This window comes from Bradyrhizobium sp. 155 (assembly GCF_023101105.1).
GTDB lineage: Bacteria > Pseudomonadota > Alphaproteobacteria > Rhizobiales > Xanthobacteraceae > Bradyrhizobium > Bradyrhizobium canariense_D.
Genome location: NZ_CP064704.1, coordinates 7425152 through 7442454, shown reverse-complemented (window position 1 = coordinate 7442454; position 17303 = coordinate 7425152). Strand labels below are relative to the sequence as shown.

The following is a 17303-nucleotide window of genomic DNA, read 5'->3' as shown; positions in this document are numbered from 1 at the left end:
ATGCTCGCTGTGTCCAAGCCCGGGCAAGAGGCCTCACTCCACCTTGCGAATGCGTTCGATCAGCGCGGCCGCGGCCGGATCCTGCCCGGCCTTGGCGTAGATCGCGACCATCGCGTCTTCGAACGGCTTGCGGTCGATATCCCTGACGATGGTGACGCCCGCTGCTTCCGCCTTGCGCTGCGACTGCTCCTCCAGGTCGCGCCATTTCTCGCGCATGAAGCGGCTGGAGCGCTGTGCGGCTTCCCTGAAGATGGTTTGCTCGTCGGCCGACAGGCTTTTCCAGGCCTTCAGCGAAATCACCAGCACTTCGGGGCTCATGGTGTGCTCGGTGAGGGCGAGATAGCCGGCATGTTTGTAATGGTCCGTCGTCACGTAGGATGGCCAGTTGTTCTCGGCGCCGTCGATCAGGTGGTTGGCAAGCCCGGCAAGCACCTGCCCATAGGGCATCTCGACCGGCTCCGCGCCGAGCGCGCGGATCATCTGGCTCATCAACTCCGACTGCTGCACCCGGATCCGCAATCCCTTGAGGTCCGCGACGTTTCTGACCGGGCGGGCGCCGTTGTAGATCGATCGCGCGCCGGAATCGTAGAAGGCGAGGCCAACGAAGCCGTAGGGCTCGAAGCTGCCGAGGATCTCGCTGCCGATCGGCCCGTCCAGCACCTTCTGCATGTGCTCGATGGACCGGAACAGGAACGGCATCGCCAGCACGTTCATCGCCGGAACGAAATTGCCGATCAGCGCCACATTGGTCCGGTTGAGATCGATCGCACCGACCCGGGTCTGCTCGATGGTCTCCTTCTCCTCGCCGAGTTGGCGGGAGTGGAAGACCTTGACCTCGTGCCGACCGCCGCTGCGCTCGGCGATCAGGGCGCCCATGTAGCGCAGCGCCTGCACGGTCGGATAATCCTCGGTCTGGGTGTCGGCGGCGCGGAACTCACGCGCAGCAGCTCCCGTCGCGCAGAGGGCGATCAAAAGCGCGACGAAAACCACCCCGGTCCGCGTGCGTTCGGCACGGTTCAACACTGGCACACTCAACCCCTCAGTGGTGGAGTCTATGGCGGGAGGAAAAGGTTCAATGCAATCTAGCAGATGGTCGTGGGAAGGCCATCCCGCCGGGCGCCTCGACGTGATTGTGCGGCGCGGCCGGGGCTCATTCCCGGTTGAAACCGCAAATGCCGCGCCTTAAGCAGGGGCAGCCGCTTTCGTCGGTGCGGCATGGAAAGAGCCATCGTGACTTCAGCATCGCGCCTTTTGCAGGTCGTCGCCGCCTTTGCGGCGCTCTCCTTGGCCGCGCCGGTGCGTGCCGCGACCGACATCGCGTGGTGGCACGCCATGTCCGGCGAACTCGGCCGGCAACTGGAAAAGCTCGCCTCCGACTTCAACGCCTCGCAGCCGGATTATCGCGTGGTGCCAACTTACAAGGGCAGTTACACCGAGACGGTGACGGCCGCGATCTTCGCCTTCCGCTCGCGCAGCCAGCCCGCGATCGTCCAGGTCAACGAGGTCGCCACCGCCACCATGACCGCGGCCAAGGGCGCGATCTATCCCGTGTTCAGCCTGATGCGGGACATGAAGGAGCCGTTCTCGCTCAATGACTACCTTCCCGCGGTCTCCGGCTACTACACCGATGCGGCCGGCAATCTCTTGTCCTTCCCTTTCAATTCGTCGACGCCGATTCTTTATTACAACAAGACCATGTTCCGCGACGCAGGGCTCGATCCGGAGGCGCCGCCGAAGACCTGGCCGGAGCTTGGCGCTGCTGCAAAACGCCTGCGCGATCGCGGCGCGGTGTGCGGCTTCACCACCTCCTGGCCGTCCTGGATCCATGTCGAGAATTTTTCAGCCTTCCACAATCTGCCGCTGGCAACGCGGGCGAACGGCTTTGCCGCGTTGGATGCCGAGCTGACCATCAACAATCCGTCTCTCGTGCGTCACGTCTCCGAGCTCAGCGAGTGGCAGAAAACGAAAGTGTTCGACTATAGCGGCCGCGGCCAGTCGGCCGAGCCGCGCTTCCAGAACGGCGAATGCGGCATCTTCATCGGCTCCTCGGCGACGCGCGCCGACATCAAGGCGAATTCGAAGTTCGAGATTGGCTACGGCATGATGCCGTATTGGCCCGACGTGAAGGGTGCGCCGCAGAATTCGATCATCGGTGGCGCCACGCTGTGGGTGCTGCGCGACCGTCCGCGCGAGGAATACAAAGGCGTGGCACGATTCTTCGCCTATCTGTCGCAGCCCGGCGTGCAGGCCGCCTGGCACCAGAACACCGGCTATCTGCCTGTCACCCGCGCCGCCTTCGAGCTGACGCGCGCGCAAGGTTTTTACGAGCGCAATCCGGGCTCGGCGATGTCGTTCGAAGAGATCACGCTGCATCCGCCGACGGAGAATTCAAAGGGCATCCGGCTCGGCTCCTTCGTGCTGATCCGCGGCGCGATCGAGGACGAGCTGGAGCAGGCCTTTGCCGGCCGCAAGAGCGCGCAAGCCGCGCTCGATGCTGCGGTCGAACGCGGCAACAAGATCCTGCGCCAGTTCGAGCGCGCCAGCCCGGATAGGTAGGGGGAGGGATGGTAGCTCGGCGTTAAGGCGCAAGGCCGTTCCACAGCGTCATGGCCGGGCTTGTCCCGGCCATCCACGCCTTGGCCGCAGCACGAAGAACGTGGATGCCCGGGACAAGCCCGGGCATGACGAGCTCAACAGCCGTTAGGTTACGATGTCGATGCCACTCCCCCACCTCGCCGACGCGGCAAGCTTTCGCGCCTTTCGCGCCGACCCTCCGCGATGGCTGCCGATCGCACTCGACATCGCCCGCAGCCACGATCTCGATGCCAGCGCGCCGCACGTGTTTGCCACCGGCACCAATCTCGTGGTCGGGCTCGGCGATCGCCTGATCCTGAAAATCTTCCCGCCGCTGCTCCGCGCGCAGTTCGTCTCCGAGCACGGCTCGCTGGCCCAGCTTGCCGGTCGCATTGACTTGCCAATTCCCGAGATCGTCGCGGAAGGCGAGCGCGACGGCTGGCCTTATCTGATCATCACGCGCCTTGCCGGCACGCTCGGCTCGGAGGTCTGGCCGTCGTTGCCGGAAGCGCAGAAGGAGCGCGTGCTGCGACAGATCGGCGAGACCATCGCCGCCGTGCAGCGCGCGCCGCTCGGCTCACTCGCGCAGATCCAGCCGCGCTGGGACGACTTCATGCGGGCCCAGATGCAGGGCTGCAAGGCGCGGCACACGCGTCTCGGCCTGGCGCCGAAATTCCTCGCCGGCCTCGACGATCTCCTGCGTGATGCGGCCGCGCTCATTCCGATGGATGCGTCGCCGGTGATCCTGATCGGCGAATACATTCCGGAGAACTTCCTGCTCGCCCGCCACGACGATCAATGGTCTCTCGCCGGCCTGTTCGACTTCGGCGACGTGCTGGCGGGATGGCGGGACTACGATCTGCTCGGCCCTAGCGCCTTCATGGCAGCGGGCCGGCCGGGCAGGGTGCGCAACCTGCTCGAAGGCTTTGGCTATGCGAAGCTCGACTTCGCGCTCAAGCGACGGCTGATGGCCCTGATGCTGCTGCATCGCGCCAGCGACCTCAACAGCCACATCTGCATCGAGGGCTGGCAGGAGCAGGCGGATGATCTGGTCGAACTTCAGGAACTGATCTGGCCGGGGTGACGGGCCGCGATCGATAGCCGCGCCACCTAGGGGCGAGACGCGCTCACGCAATAGGCTGGTATTCTCGAAGCATATTTTTTAGGCAAATATACCTGTTTGTATGCAATGTCCGACGGCTTGGCTTCTGATCGACGGCCCGGATAGCAGCCTTTTCCTATAAACATTTCATAGGCTTATGCTGGTTTAATCCTTGCTTAAGCCTTGGCACGAACCTTGCGAATCCAGTTCCAACCAGAAAACTTTTGTGTTGGAGCCATTCCATGAAGCGCCGCGATTTCCTCAAGTCCGTTTCCGGATTGGCCGCAGGCGCGGCGCTTCCGGCCATGCCGTCCGTGATCTCGTCGGCCAAGGCCGATGCGCGCTCGGAGACGCTGCTGATCGTCTCGGAAGGCGGCCCCAACAATCTCGATATCCACGGCGTCGGCACCAACGTGCCCGGCTATGAGGTGTCCTGGAATTGCTACGACCGCCTGCTCAGCCACGAGATGAAGACCGGCCCCGGCGGCGTGCCCTATTACGACCGCGACAAGTTCAAGGGCGAACTCGCCGAGGACTTCAAGATCGACGACAGGTCGGTCACCTTCAAGCTGAAGAAGAACGCCAAATTCCACGACGGCGCGCCTGTGACCGCCAAGGACGTGAAGTGGTCGCTCGACCGAGCCGTCAGCGTCGGCGGATTCCCCACCTTCCAGATGAGCGCGGGCTCGCTCACGAAACCCGAGCAGTTCGTCGTGATCGACGACTACACGGTACGTGTCGACTTCCTGAAGAAGGACAAGCTGACGATCCCCGATCTCGCGGTGATCGTGCCCTGCATCATCAATTCCGAGCTGGTGAAGAAGAACGCCAGCGAGAAGGATCCCTGGGGACTCGAATTCACCAAGCAGCAGACCGCGGGCTCCGGCGCCTACAAGGTGACGAAGTGGACCGCCGGCACCGAAGTGGTGATGGAGCGCAACGACGATTGGGTCGGCGGCCCGCTGCCGAAGATCAAGCGCGTGATCTGGCGCATGGTGCCGCAGGCCGGCAATCGCCGCGCGCTGCTGGAGCGCGGCGACGCCGACATCTCCTATGAGCTGCCGTTCAAGGATTTCCAGGAGATGAAGGCGAGCGGCAAGCTCAACGTGGTGTCGCTGCCGTTCTCCAACGGCATCCAGTATATCGGCATGAACGTGACCAAGCCGCCGTTCGACAATCCCAAGGTACGTCAGGCGGTCGCCTGCGCGATTCCCTATCAGAAGATCATGGACGCGGTGATGTTCGGGCTGGCTAACCCGATGTTCGGCGCGCCCAAGGACAAGCCAACCGAAGTCGCCTGGCCGCAGCCGCACAAATACAACACCGACATGGACAAGGCGAAGGCGCTGCTGGCCGAGGCCGGCTACCCGAACGGCTTCGAGACCACGATCTCGTTCGACCTCAACTTCGCCGGCGTCAACGAGCCGCTCTGCGTGCTGGTGCAGGAGAGCCTGGCCCAGATCGGCATCAAGACCACCATCAACAAGGTGCCCGGCGCCAACTGGCGCACCGAATTGAACAAGAAGGAAATGCCGCTCTTCACCAACGTATTCTCGGGCTGGCTCGATTACCCCGAATACTTCTTCTACTGGTGCTATCACGGCAATAATTCCGTCTTCAACACCATGAGCTACAAGTCGGCGGAGATGGACAAGCTGATCGACGGCGCACGCGCGGCCGCCGCGACCGGCGACACCGCGACCTACGACACCGACGTGAAGGGCTTCGTCGAGCTCGCCTACAGCGACATCCCGCGCATCCCGCTGTACCAGCCGTTCGTCAACGTCGCGATGCAGAAGAACATCAGCGGCTACCAATACTGGTTCCACCGGAGGCTGGATTATCGCGCGATGGCGAAGGGGTAAGGGGATGGCGGGCGCTGTCCTTCGCAGTGAGGTGAGCACGCTTTTCAGGCTCCCTCCCCCCTTGTGGGGGAGGGGTGGGGAGAGGGGTAGCCACAAACTCCGATCTCTCCCGGAGCCACCCCCCTCCCTAGCCCTCCCCCACAAGGGGGGAGGGAACGCAGCGGAGCGAGTGGCCGCGTGTCGGGTTCATTCAACGCGCAAGAGGAAGTCGCCATGCTGACCATGATCGGCAAGCGCCTGATGTTCGCGATTCCTTCGCTGATCGGGGTCGTCATCGTCACCTTCCTGCTGACCCGCGCATTGCCCGGTGATCCCGCGGCGTATTTCGCCGGCCCCGCCGCAACGAAAGAAGCCGTCGAGCAGATCCGGAAAAAACTCGGCCTCGACAAGCCGCTGATCGAGCAGTTCTTTCGCTACACCAACGATCTCGCCCATGGCGATTTCGGCAACTCGCTCACGACCGGCCAGCCGGTCGCAGCCGAGATCCGCAACCGCCTGCCGGCCTCCGCCGAGCTGACGCTGCTCGGCCTCATCGTCTCGGTCGTGATCGCGATTCCGCTCGGCGTGCTGGCGGCGACGCGGCCGGGCTCATGGGTCGACCATCTCTGCCGTGTGACGACGACGGCCGGCGTCTCGCTGCCGGTGTTCTTCACAGGTCTGGTGCTGGTCTATGTGTTCTATTTCCGGCTCGGCTGGTCGCCCGCGCCGCTCGGCCGGCTCGATGTGTTCTACAGCGCGCCGCCGACAGTGACCGGCTTCTATCTGATCGACACCCTGATCGCGCGCGACTTCGAGGCGTTCCGTTCGGCATGCAGCCAGCTCATCCTGCCGGCGACGACGCTTGCGATCTTCTCGCTGGCGCCGATCGCGCGCATGACGCGCGCCTCGATGCTGGCGGTGCTGTCCTCCGAATTCGTGCGCACCGCGCGTGCCAGCGGCCTGTCGCCGGCGACCGTCATCGTCACCTACGCCTTCCGCAACGCGATGCTCCCCGTCATCACCACGCTGAGCATGGTGTTCTCGTTCCTGCTCGGCGCCAACGTGCTGGTGGAGAAAGTGTTCGCCTGGCCAGGCATCGGCTCTTACGCCGTCGAAGCGCTGATCTCGTCGGACTTCGCGCCGGTGCAGGGGTTCGTGCTGACCATGGCGGTGATGTACGTGCTGCTCAATCTCGTGATCGACATTCTCTATGGCGTGATCGACCCGCGCGTGCGGTTGGAGGGCTAATCATGAGCACCGTTGCGCCTGCTGTTGAACCCGTCGGCCCCGCGCGCACGTCGGGTCTCGTCGCGCTCCTCGACCAGACCCGCTACGTGCTCGGCGAGAACAAGGTCACCGGCTTTGCATTCGCGCTGCTGATCGTGATCCTCCTTGCCGCGATCTTCGGCCCCTATGTGGTGCCGTATGACCCGCTGGCGTCCGACACCGTGGCGTCGCTGAAGCCACCGTCGGCCGCGCACTGGTTCGGCACCGATCAATTGGGCCGTGACATCTTCAGCCGGGTCGTGGTGGCGACGCGGCTCGATACGTTCATCGCGGTCGCCTCCGTCGCCCTGGTGTTCCTGATGGGCGGGCTCGCCGGCATCGCGGCCGGCTATTTCGGCGGCTGGACCGATCGCATCGTCGGCCGCGTCGCCGACACCATCATGGCGTTCCCGCTGTTCGTGCTGGCCATGGGCATCGTCGCCGCGCTGGGGAACACCGTGCAGAACATCATCCTGGCCACCGCCATCGTGAACTTCCCGCTCTACGCCCGCGTTGCGCGCGCCGAAGCCAATGTCCGCCGTAACGCCGGCTTCGTGCAGGCCGCGCGTCTGTCCGGTAACGGCGAATTCCGCATTCTGCTCGTGCATATCCTGCCGAACATCATGCCGATCATGATCGTGCAGATGTCGCTGACCATGGGCTACGCCATCCTCAATGCCGCCGGTCTCTCCTTCATCGGCCTCGGCGTCCGTCCGCCGACGGCCGAATGGGGCATCATGGTCGCCGAAGGCGCCGGCTTCATGGTGTCAGGCGAATGGTGGATCGCGCTATTCCCGGGCCTCGCTTTGATGATCGCCGTGTTCTGCTTCAACCTCCTCGGCGACGGCCTGCGCGACATCGTCGACCCCCAGCGGAGGACGTGATGGCTGGGTTAGGCGTACTTTTTCGCTCGAAATTCCCCAATGAAATCAACCTCATTCTACTGTGCATGGGGTTGTTTTCGCCATTTTTAGTTGGGAGGTGCCCATGACCGCCCCGCCGCTGCTCGACGTCCAGGACCTTACCGTCGAATTCACCACCCGCCGCGGCATCGTCAAGGCGGTGCAGCACGTCAACATTTCCGTCGCCAAGGGCGAGACGCTTGCGATCGTCGGCGAGTCCGGCTCCGGCAAATCGGTGACGTCGTATGCGGTGATGCGCATTCTCGACCGTGCGGGGCGGATCGCCGAAGGCTCGGTGATGTTCTCGGGCATCGACGTCAAGGCCGCGACCGAAGACCAGATGCGCGATCTGCGCGGTCGCGAAGTCTCGATGATCTTCCAGAATCCGCGCGCCGCGCTCAACCCGATCCGGAAGGTCGGCGACCAGATCGAGGACGTGCTGCGCACCCATGTCCAGCAGGCCATGGTTTCGGACCGCGGCGAGAAGGCGATCGAGGCGCTGGAGCAGGTCAAGATCGCCCGCCCGCGCGAGCGCTATCACGCCTATCCGTTCGAATTGTCAGGCGGCATGTGCCAGCGTGTCGTCATCGCGCTCGCGCTCGCCTGCAATCCGCAGCTACTGATCGCGGACGAGCCGACGACCGGATTGGACGTCACCACGCAGAAGGCGGTGATGGATCTGATCGTGGAATTGACCAAGCGCAAGGCAATGTCCACCATCCTGATCACGCACGATCTCGGCCTCGCCGCTGCTTATTGCGACCGCGTCGTCGTGATGGAAAAGGGCAGGGTGGTCGAGACCGCCAAGGCCGCCGACATCTTCGCCAACCCGCAGCACCCCTACACCAAGAAGCTGATGCGCGCGACGCCGCGGCTCGGCGTGAGCCTGCGGGATCTGTTGCCGGAGGAGGAAGGCTCAGCCGTCGTGGCCGGGCCTGACCGGGCCATCCATCAGGCTTCGCAGGACGAGGCCAGGAAGAGCGGGCAGCCCCTTCTCCTCATCGACAAGCTGGTCAAGGAATATCCCCGCCAGGGCGCCACCGCCACGCTCGGCAAATTGTTCGGCCGCAAGCCGCCGGTCGAGCCGGACGTGTTCCGCGCCGTCGACGGCATCAGCTTCTCGATCGGTCACGGCGAGAGCGTCGGCCTGGTCGGCGAGTCCGGCTGCGGCAAATCGACCACGTCGATGATGGTGATGCGGCTGCTGGATCAGACCTCGGGGCTGATCCAGTTCGACGGCGAGGACATCGGCGGCATCGCGCCCGCCGGCTTTGCCCGGCTGCCGCAGCGCAGCCGCATCCAGATGGTGTTCCAGGATCCGACCGACAGCCTCAACCCGCGCTTCACCGCCGTGCGTGCCATCGCCGATCCCATCATGCAGCTCGGCGACGTCAGGGGGCGCGACGCGCTCCGCGCCCGCTGCGAGGAGCTCGCCACCATGGTGGGCCTGCCGCACAATCTGCTGGATCGCTTCCCGCACCAATTGTCGGGCGGCCAGAAAGCCCGCGTCGGCATCGCCCGCGCCATCGCCCTGCACCCGAAACTCGTGATCCTGGACGAGCCGACCGCCGCGCTCGACGTTTCGGTCCAGGCCGTGGTCCTCAATCTGCTCCAGGACCTCAAGGCCCGACTAGGTATGAGTTATCTGTTCGTCTCGCATGATTTGAACGTAGTGCGCTTGTTGTGCGATCGTGTCATTGTCATGCGGTCGGGTCGAATCGTCGAGGAAGGATCTTCCGAGCGGGTCTTGAGCGATCCGCAGGACGACTACACCAAGGAGCTGCTGACGGCGATCCCGCATCCGCCGCTGCAGACAGAGCGCACACTGAGAGCTTGTTTGGGAGCGTGATGGCCGAACCGTTGGACGATTATATCGACGCTGTCACCAAAGCGTTGGCGTTGCCCGTCGAGGAAGCATGGAGGGCGTCCATCCGCGCCAATCTCGAGGTCTCGCTGCGGCTCGGCCGCCTCGTCGACGAATTCGCGCTGCCGGACGAGACCGAGCCGGCGCCCGTGTTCACGGTCTGACGCCGCCATGACGACCAAGCCAGAGATGACGGCCTCCGAGATCGCGAGCGCGGTTGCGGGCCGCAAGATGTCCGCGCTCGATGCGACCGAAGCCGCGCTTGCGCGCATCAAGCAGCACGACACCATCCTCAATGCGTTTACCGACATCACCGCCGATCGCGCCCGCGCCAAAGCGCGCGCAATCGATGCCGATATCGCCGCCGGCAAGTCCGTCGGCCCATTGGCCGGCGTGCCGTTCGCGGTGAAGAACTTGTTCGACGTCGCAGGCCTCGCCACGCGCGCAGGCTCGAAGATCAACCGCGATCGCGCACCCGCCACGCGCGATGCCACGCTGATCGAGCGCATGGAAGCGGCCGGCGCCGTGCTGGTCGGTGCGCTCAAAATGGGTGAATACGCCTATGACTTCACCGGCGAGAACGTCCATGACGGTCCCTCGCGCAATCCGCACGATACGACGCGGATGAGCGGCGGCTCCTCCGGCGGCTCGGGCAGCGCCGTTGGTGGCGCGCTGGTGCCGATCGCGCTCGGTTCCGACACCAACGGTTCGATCCGCGTGCCGTCCTCGTTCTGCGGCATCTTCGGCCTGAAGCCGACCTATGGCCGGCTCTCGCGTGCGCGCTCTTTCCCGTTCGTCGCGAGCCTCGATCATCTCGGCCCGTTCGCGCGCTCCGCCACCGATCTCGCGCTGGCCTATGACGCCATGCAGGGACCGGATGCCGACGATGCCGCCTGCACCACCACACGTGGTCTGGAGCCGACGACACCGCTGCTTGCCAATCCGGTGTCCGACCTGCGCATCGCGATCGCCGGCGGGTACTTCCAGACCAATTTGTTTCCGGAAGCTGTCGAAGCCGTCAGCCGCGTCGCCAAGGCGCTGGGCGCAACGCGCGTGGTGGACGTGCCCGAAGCTGCGCGCGCCCGCGCGGCGGCCTATGTCATCACCACCACCGAGGGCGCCTCGCTGCATCTCGATCGGCTGCGCAAGCGGCCGAACGATTTCGATCCCGCCGTGCGCGACCGGCTGATTGCGGGCGCCATGGTGCCGGCGCCGCTGGTCGACCGCGCGCAAAAATTCCGCCGCTGGTATCGCGCGCAACTCGCCGAGATTTTCAAATCCGTCGACGTGCTGATCGCACCGGCGACGCCATGCACCGCGCCGAAGCTCGGCCAGGTCAATTTCAATCTTGGCGGCGTCGAGATGCCGGTGCGCGCCAATATCGGCATCCACACCCAGCCGATCTCGTTCATCGGCCTGCCTGTGGTCGCCGTGCCGGTGCCGCTCGATCCGCTGCCGATCGGCGTGCAGATCATCGCCGCGCCATGGCGCGAGGACATCGCGCTGCGCGTCGCGTTCGCGTTGGAGAAGATGGGTGTTGCCGCCGCGCCCAGCCCAAGAGGATTTTGAGATGGAGATCGATCTCCCCGAGGTGATCGCAGACGTCAAAGCTGCGTTCGAGCGCTATGAGCAGGCCCTGATCACCAACGACGTCGCCGTGCTCGGCGAGCTCTTCCGCAACGATCCCCGCACGCTGCGCTATGGCATCGGCGAGAACCTCTACGGCTATGAAGCAATCTCCGGCTTTCGCGCCGGCCGCTCGGCGGTCGGCCTCAATCGCCGCACCGCGAAAACCGTGATCACCAGCTATGGCCGCGACACCGCGGTTGCCTCCACCCTGTTCTATCGCGACACGATGCCGGGCAAGGTCGGCCGGCAGATGCAGACCTGGGTAAAATTCCCGGAGGGCTGGCGCGTCGTCGCCGCCCATGTCAGCATCATCGACGAGTCGAAAGAGACCTGACCGTATGACGCTTGACGATCTTCCGCCCGGAGCGCTGCCGGCCGAACCGGCGGTGCCGCGTGTCGACCGGGGGGCGCCGTCAGCGCACAAGGTCACGCGCGCCGAGGAGCTGCGCCTGCAGCTCGCCGACGAGATCGTGCGCGGAGCTCTGCCACCCGGTGCGCCGCTTGACGAGACCGACATCGCGCGCCGCTTCAGCGTTTCGCGCACGCCGGTGCGGGAAGCCCTGCGTCAGCTCGTGGCAAGCGGCCTCGTCGAAGCGCGCGCTCATCGCGGCGCGGTGGTGGCGCAGCCCTCGTTCGAACGGCTGACGGGCATGTTCGAGGCCATGGCGGAGCTTGAGGCGCTGTGTGCGGGTCTTGCCGCCGAGCGCATGTCCGCCACTGAGCGTCACGGCCTGGAAGCCATCCACGAAGAACTGCGGGTGTTGAGCTACGCCGGCAATCCCGAGCGCTTCCACGAGGTCAACGAGCGCTTCCACAACGCGATCTATGCGGGATCGCAGAACGGCTACATCGCCGAGATCACGCTGGCGACGCGCGTGCGCGTACAGCCGTTTCGCCGCGCCCAGTTCCGCAATCTCGGCCGTCTCGCCAAGTCGCAAGCCGAGCACGACCGCGTTGTCGTCGCCATCATGCGCGGCGACAAGCAGGGCGCCGCCGCCGCGATGCGCGCGCATATCGAGCTGGTGCGCGGGGAGTACGAGATCTACGCGGTGTCGGTTTAGGGGCGCGCGCACGGTTGCGTAGGGTGGGCAAAGGCGCAAAGCGCCGTGCCCACCATCTCCCCAAGCTGACGGTGATGGTGGGCACGTTTCGCTTTGCCCACCTACGAGACCTACGCTGTCGTAGCTTCCGCCATATACTTCCGCCAGCCGCCATACGCGGTGATGTCGCGAGCCTCGCCCAGCACCTCGGGCTCGACGAGAAATCCCTTCACGCTGCGGCCATCGGCCAGCCGCACCGTGCCGATCGCCATCGGCGCGGGAATCGCGTTGACGAACTTGCCGAAGGCGGACGACGACAGCGACCAGATTTCCAGCTCGATCGACGCGCCCTTGCCGGCCTCGACGCGCAGCATGCCCGGCTTTGGCGGCGTGGTCTTCAATGCGTAGAGCTTGTAGTCCGCCGCGGTCCTGGTTGCCTCGATCAGCTGGCCGTTCAGCGCTTTCAGTTCGCCGTTCAGCGCCATGCCGGACAGATGCGCGCCGACCACGGCGATGGGAATCTCGTCGACGCCGCTTGCGGCAAGCGGCGCCAGCGCGGCTTGCACGACGCCCTTTGCGCCAAGCGTCAGTTTGGTATCGGCATGGAACACGCGGCCGATGCTGGCGAGCAGCGCATCGTGCCCGGTGGGTGCAAGAATTGTGATGCCGAACGGGATGCCGTCGGCGCGCATCGCCGCCGGCAGCGCGAGACCACAGAGATCGAGCAGATTGACAAAATTGGTATAGGTGCCGAGCCGGCTGTTGAGCTCGACCGGATTGGCCCGCACCTGCGCGGTCGTATAGGCCGTCGGCGCCGTCGGCAGCACCAGCGCGTCGATATTGGTGAAGGTGCGTTCGGCGATCTTGCGCAGGCCCTGCAGACGATAGAGCGCGGAGAAGGTGTCCGTCGCCGTCAACCGCGCACCGGCCGCGGTGATCTCGCGCGTCACGGGATGGATCGCCTCCGGTGCCGAGGCGAGCAGGTCGCGGATCACGAGATAGCGCTCGGCCACCCACGGTCCCTCGTAGAGCAGTCGGGCCGTCTCATAGAACGGCTCGAGGTCGAATTCGACGAGCGTTGCCCCAAGCGCGGTCCAGCGCTTCAGCGCCTCGGCGTAAGCCGCTTCCGCCTTCTTGTCGCCGAAGAAGATCAGCTGTCCGCTGCGCGGCACGCCCAGGCGCAGGTTTGCCGGGAGCGGGGTGATCGCGCCAAGCGGCCGGTCGCGCGAGAACGGATCTGCCTGATCGGGACCTGCCATCACGGAGAGCGCCAGCGCGGCGTCGTCGACCGTCAAAGCGAATACCGAGATGCAGTCGAGCGTCCGGCAGGCCGGCACCAGGCCAGCGGTCGAAATCATGCCGAGGCTCGGCTTGAGACCGACGATGTTGTTGAGCATCGCCGGCACGCGGCCTGAGCCGGCGGTGTCGGTGCCGAGCGACAGTGGCACCAGCCCGGCGCCGACGGCGGTGGCCGATCCCGAGCTCGAGCCGCCGGGAATGAGGTCCTCGCGGATCGCGTTTCTGGGGATGCCGTGGGGCGAGCGCACGCCGACAAGGCCGGTCGCGAACTGGTCGAGATTGGTCTTGCCGATGATGATCGCGCCGGCGGCGCGCAGCCGCTGCACCGCGGTCGAATCATGTGTCGGGGTATACGAGAAGGCCGGGCACGCCGCGGTGGTCGGAAATCCCAGCGCGTCGATATTGTCCTTCACCACGACCGGCACGCCATAGAGCGGCAGGCTGGCGGCGTCCTTGGTGGCGAGCTTCTCGGCCTCCGTGATCGCGTCCTTTTCGTCGCGCAGGCTGATGAAGACGGCGGGGTCGTTGTGGTCGCGGATGCGCTGATAGGTGCGCGCGACCGTCTGCGCCGGTGTGAGCGTGCCCGCGCGATGCGCGGCCACGATCGCGGCGACCGTTTCAGGCTGCTCAGCCCCCATTTCAGCCTTCATGGCGACAAATCTCCGGCTACGTCTCTTCACCCCGATCGAAGCAAGCGATGTGCCATTGTGTACAGAATCCGGGCAGGACAAGTGCTGCGGATATTACCGAGAGATCAGTGGCTTGTGGGATATTTCGAGCTCCGGCGGACCTTCGTGTCAGCGCCCTGTTACGAGCATTTGCGCAAATAATAGGCAGCTAGATCAGGTGCAGCCAGCAATCCATGCCGCGGATGCGCGGCGACCAGCCCTTTGAACGGCGGCGGGCCGTCCCACCTGGCCCCAGCTTGCGCCCCAACAATTGTCGTGGCCAACATGCTGGCCAACGCGGTCCGCGACGAGGCTGCGACCGGTCCCGGCTTCCGGGCGAGGAGGAAACCATGACAGCCGCCCCACGCGGTGATGCTTCGAGCCTGTTTGCGACACCCAGAACCGTTGCCGAGCATCGCACCGACGGCAGCATCGTGCTGCGCTCGCCCGAGCCTCTGCGCGATGGCGCGCGCTGCGTCGGCGACTGGCTGGAGCAATGGGCGCGGCAGAGGCCCGACGCGATTTTCCTCGCCGAGCGCAGCAGTGCCGAAGCGCCATGGAGCACCGTTACCTATGCGCAGGCGCTGCGCCAGGTGCGCGCGGCGGCGTCCTGGATTCTGGCGCACGGTCTCGGCGCGGAGCGCCCGCTCGCGATCCTCTCCGACAACAGCATCGATCATGCGCTGCTGGCACTGGCGGCGCAGCATGTCGGCGTGCCCTCGGCGGCGATCTCGCCGGCCTATTCCCTGATGTCAAAGGACTTCGACAAGCTCAAGAGCATGATCGCGTTGCTTGAGCCCGCCGCGATCTATGTCTCCGCGACGAGGCCGTTTGCGGCGGCGCTGGCCGCGATCAAGCCGCTGCATAGCGCGCAGATTATCAGCGGCAATGCCGACGATGCCGATGCGCTGGCCTTTCGCACTATCGCGGCAACGCCCGAGAGCCCCGACGTCGCAAAGGCCTTCGCCGCGGTGACGCCCGATACGATCGCAAAACTCCTGTTCACTTCGGGCTCGACCGGCACGCCGAAAGCCGTGATCAACACCCAGCGCATGCTGACGTCCAGCCAGCAGGCCAAGGCGCAGACCTGGACTTTTCTCGAACGGGCGCGCGACGATCTGGTCATTCTCGACTGGCTGCCCTGGAGCCACACGTTTGGCGCGAACCACAATTTCAATCTCGTGCTGCGCAATGGCGGCTCGCTCTATATCGACGGCGGCAAGCCGGCGCCCGGTCTGTTTGCGATGTCGCTCGCCAACCTCAGAAGCGTGATGCCGACGGTCTATTTCAACGTGCCGCGCGGCTTCGACATGTTGATCGCGGCGCTGCGCGGCGACGAGGAGCTGTGTCGCCGCTTCTTCAGCGAGGTGAAATTCGCGTTCTACGCCGGTGCGGCGCTGCCGCAGAATCTCTGGGATGCGCTGGAAGAACTCTCCGTCAAGACTATTGGCCGCGCGATGCCGATGGTCTCGGCCTGGGGCTCGACCGAGACGTCGCCGCTGGCCACCGACTGCCATTTCCTCGCGGAGCGCTCGGGCAATATCGGCGTGCCCATTCCCGGCACCGAACTGAAGCTCGTTACCTCCGGCGACAAGCTGGAGGTGCGCGTGCGCGGCCCCAACGTCACGCCGGGCTATTGGAAGGCGCCGGAGCTGACCAGGCAGGCTTTTGACGACGAGGGCTTTTATCTCATCGGTGATGCCGTGAAGTTCGCCGACGCGAACCGGCCCGAACGCGGCCTATTCTTTGACGGCCGCGTCGCGGAGGATTTCAAGCTCAATTCCGGCACCTGGGTCAGTGTCGGCACACTGCGCCTCGCCGGCATCGCCGCGCTGGCGCCGCTCGCGCAGGACATCGTCGTCACCGGCCATGGCGGCGACGAGGTGCGCTTCCTGGTGTTTCCGAACATCGCTGCGTGCCGCGCGCATGCCGGCCTGCCCGAGACCGCAGGCGTGAACGACGTGCTCGCGCATGAGAAGATCAGAGCCGCGATCGCGCGGGGGCTGGCGAAACTGAAGCAACACGGCGCCAACTCCTCCGGCCACGCCACGCGCGCGTTGCTGCTCGCCGAGCCGCCGTCGGTCGACGGCGGCGAGATCACCGACAAGGGCTACATCAACCAGCGCGCGGTGCTGACGCGCCGTGCCGATGCGGTGGCGCGGTTGGATGACGATGCGCCGGGCGAGTGGATCGGTCTGTAGCGCTTGGGCCTGTGCCCCGGACGCAGCGCAGCACGCAGTGATGCGCTGCAGAGCCGGGGCCATTCTTCGTGATTGGCATCTCTGGATCCCGGCTCTGCGCAGCAGCGTTTCACGCTGCAGCGCGTCCGGGACAAGAGAGCTCGGCAAACCCAACTACGCCAGCCGCCCTGCCGCATTATGCTGCACGATTCTTTTGTTGCCCAAGCAACTAATTTATGCGAACCGTTCCAGACACGGATGACGGCGGGAGGAACCGCCGCGTCGGATCGGAGGAAGCTATGCTCGGCAGAGAGGGTGCCGCCGGCGAATGTTGGCGCATGCCTGGAAATGACAGGGCTCAGCGCCCGCTGTGTGGCCCGTCAGGTCTCGGTGCTGCCGGTCACCGCGCCGAGATTTTCATGCAGGCGGCGCAACAGGTCGATCAGCACCTCGCGCTCGTCCTTGTCCAGGCAGGACAACAGGCGCCGTTCGCGCTCGAATGCAGCGACGATCACCTTGTCATGGATGGCGCGGCCCTTCGCCGTCAGCGAGATCGAATGGGTGCGCCCGTCATTGGGATCGGTACGGATCGAGATCAACCCCCGCTTTTCCAGGCCGGCCAGCGTCCGACTCACCGGGCCCTTGTCGAAACCGATGACGTGGCAGATGCGCGAGGCGGGAATGCCGGGCTCGATCGCGAGCAGCGACATGATCCGCCATTCCGTGACGTTGACGCCGAACTCTCGCTGATAGAACGCGGTGGCGCTGTTCGAGAGCTTGTTGGCGATGAAGGTGATGAACGCGGGGACGTAGCGGTCAAGATCGAGCGTCGGTCCCGTCTCGGCGGGCGCAGGTTTCTGGCGGGCTCTGGTCGAAGGCGGCGGCATGTCGGGATTCTGTCTCGCGGCGTGTCTGGAGACCTAAAGGTAAGCGCG

The 17303-nt window shown here is 65.2% G+C and carries 14 protein-coding genes; 11 read left to right on the top strand and 3 right to left on the bottom strand.

The features are described from left to right. Window positions 1-33: 33 nt before the first annotated feature. Window positions 34-1029 carry a TRAP transporter substrate-binding protein gene (locus tag IVA93_RS35360; RefSeq protein WP_026233068.1) on the bottom strand — a complete coding sequence of 332 codons (996 nt, stop codon included), beginning with the start codon at window positions 1027-1029 and terminating at the stop codon, window positions 34-36. Window positions 1030-1215: 186 nt separating this feature from the next. Here IVA93_RS35360 and ugpB point away from each other — a divergent pair, with 186 nt between their 5' ends. The 10 genes from ugpB to IVA93_RS35310 all read left to right on the top strand — a co-directional run bounded on the left by ugpB (window position 1216) and on the right by IVA93_RS35310 (window position 12242). Further along, window positions 1216-2556 (top strand): sn-glycerol-3-phosphate ABC transporter substrate-binding protein UgpB, encoded by a 1341-nt coding sequence (gene ugpB / locus IVA93_RS35355; RefSeq protein ID WP_026233069.1) that lies wholly within the window; start codon window positions 1216-1218, stop codon window positions 2554-2556. A gap of 154 nt (window positions 2557-2710) precedes the next feature. Then, window positions 2711-3658 (top strand): aminoglycoside phosphotransferase family protein, encoded by a 948-nt coding sequence (locus IVA93_RS35350; protein ID WP_247338302.1) that lies wholly within the window; start codon window positions 2711-2713, stop codon window positions 3656-3658. Window positions 3659-3918: 260 nt separating this feature from the next. Further along, entirely contained in the window at window positions 3919-5541 is a 1623-nt protein-coding gene (locus IVA93_RS35345) for an ABC transporter substrate-binding protein (protein WP_247490735.1), read from the top strand. A 213-nt stretch (window positions 5542-5754) separates the two neighbouring features. Continuing rightward, the gene (locus IVA93_RS35340; protein WP_018456013.1) at window positions 5755-6768 is read left to right on the top strand and encodes an ABC transporter permease; all 1014 of its coding nucleotides are present in this window, start codon (window positions 5755-5757) and stop codon (window positions 6766-6768) included. A 2-nt stretch (window positions 6769-6770) separates the two neighbouring features. After that, complete coding sequence (locus IVA93_RS35335) at window positions 6771-7670, top strand: ABC transporter permease (protein WP_018456014.1); 900 nt, start codon at window positions 6771-6773, stop codon at window positions 7668-7670. 103 nt (window positions 7671-7773) lie between these two features. Further along, entirely contained in the window at window positions 7774-9537 is a 1764-nt protein-coding gene (locus IVA93_RS35330; RefSeq protein WP_247295952.1) for a dipeptide ABC transporter ATP-binding protein, read from the top strand. Then, a complete protein-coding gene (locus IVA93_RS35325; RefSeq protein ID WP_018456016.1) occupies window positions 9537-9716 on the top strand; it encodes a DUF4089 domain-containing protein in 180 nt (59 codons plus the stop codon). Before IVA93_RS35330 ends, IVA93_RS35325 begins: the two co-directional genes overlap by 1 nt. Window positions 9717-9723: 7 nt before the next feature. Next, window positions 9724-11121, top strand: a complete 1398-nt coding sequence (locus IVA93_RS35320) for an AtzE family amidohydrolase (protein WP_247789552.1) — start codon at window positions 9724-9726, stop codon at window positions 11119-11121. 1 nt (window position 11122) lies between these two features. Continuing rightward, window positions 11123-11515, top strand: coding sequence for an oxalurate catabolism protein HpxZ (gene hpxZ, locus IVA93_RS35315; protein ID WP_018456018.1), 393 nt, complete (start codon window positions 11123-11125; stop codon window positions 11513-11515). A gap of 4 nt (window positions 11516-11519) precedes the next feature. Then, window positions 11520-12242, top strand: a complete 723-nt coding sequence (locus tag IVA93_RS35310; RefSeq protein WP_018456019.1) for a GntR family transcriptional regulator — start codon at window positions 11520-11522, stop codon at window positions 12240-12242. Window positions 12243-12352: 110 nt separating this feature from the next. Here IVA93_RS35310 and atzF read toward each other — a convergent pair whose 3' ends face one another. After that, window positions 12353-14158 carry an allophanate hydrolase gene (gene atzF / locus IVA93_RS35305; protein WP_018456020.1) on the bottom strand — a complete coding sequence of 602 codons (1806 nt, stop codon included), beginning with the start codon at window positions 14156-14158 and terminating at the stop codon, window positions 12353-12355. Between the two features lie 380 nt (window positions 14159-14538). Here atzF and IVA93_RS35300 point away from each other — a divergent pair, with 380 nt between their 5' ends. Next, window positions 14539-16389, top strand: coding sequence for a feruloyl-CoA synthase (locus IVA93_RS35300; protein WP_247454537.1), 1851 nt, complete (start codon window positions 14539-14541; stop codon window positions 16387-16389). A gap of 359 nt (window positions 16390-16748) precedes the next feature. Here IVA93_RS35300 and IVA93_RS35295 read toward each other — a convergent pair whose 3' ends face one another. Then, on the bottom strand, window positions 16749-17255 hold the full coding sequence (locus tag IVA93_RS35295; RefSeq protein ID WP_018456022.1) for a MarR family winged helix-turn-helix transcriptional regulator: 507 nt from the start codon (window positions 17253-17255) through the stop codon (window positions 16749-16751). Window positions 17256-17303 lie beyond the last annotated feature (48 nt).

Coding starts and splice junctions, on each gene's coding strand:
- IVA93_RS35335 (WP_018456014.1), top strand. CDS start 6,771: ATGAGCACCGTTGCGCCTGCTGTTGAACCCGTCGGCCCCGCGCGCACG.
- ugpB (WP_026233069.1), top strand. CDS start 1,216: ATGGAAAGAGCCATCGTGACTTCAGCATCGCGCCTTTTGCAGGTCGTC.
- IVA93_RS35350 (WP_247338302.1), top strand. CDS start 2,711: ATGTCGATGCCACTCCCCCACCTCGCCGACGCGGCAAGCTTTCGCGCC.
- IVA93_RS35295 (WP_018456022.1), bottom strand. CDS start 17,255: ATGCCGCCGCCTTCGACCAGAGCCCGCCAGAAACCTGCGCCCGCCGAG.
- IVA93_RS35320 (WP_247789552.1), top strand. CDS start 9,724: ATGACGACCAAGCCAGAGATGACGGCCTCCGAGATCGCGAGCGCGGTT.
- IVA93_RS35340 (WP_018456013.1), top strand. CDS start 5,755: ATGCTGACCATGATCGGCAAGCGCCTGATGTTCGCGATTCCTTCGCTG.
- IVA93_RS35310 (WP_018456019.1), top strand. CDS start 11,520: ATGACGCTTGACGATCTTCCGCCCGGAGCGCTGCCGGCCGAACCGGCG.
- atzF (WP_018456020.1), bottom strand. CDS start 14,158: ATGGGGGCTGAGCAGCCTGAAACGGTCGCCGCGATCGTGGCCGCGCAT.
- IVA93_RS35300 (WP_247454537.1), top strand. CDS start 14,539: ATGACAGCCGCCCCACGCGGTGATGCTTCGAGCCTGTTTGCGACACCC.
- hpxZ (WP_018456018.1), top strand. CDS start 11,123: ATGGAGATCGATCTCCCCGAGGTGATCGCAGACGTCAAAGCTGCGTTC.
- IVA93_RS35330 (WP_247295952.1), top strand. CDS start 7,774: ATGACCGCCCCGCCGCTGCTCGACGTCCAGGACCTTACCGTCGAATTC.
- IVA93_RS35345 (WP_247490735.1), top strand. CDS start 3,919: ATGAAGCGCCGCGATTTCCTCAAGTCCGTTTCCGGATTGGCCGCAGGC.
- IVA93_RS35325 (WP_018456016.1), top strand. CDS start 9,537: ATGGCCGAACCGTTGGACGATTATATCGACGCTGTCACCAAAGCGTTG.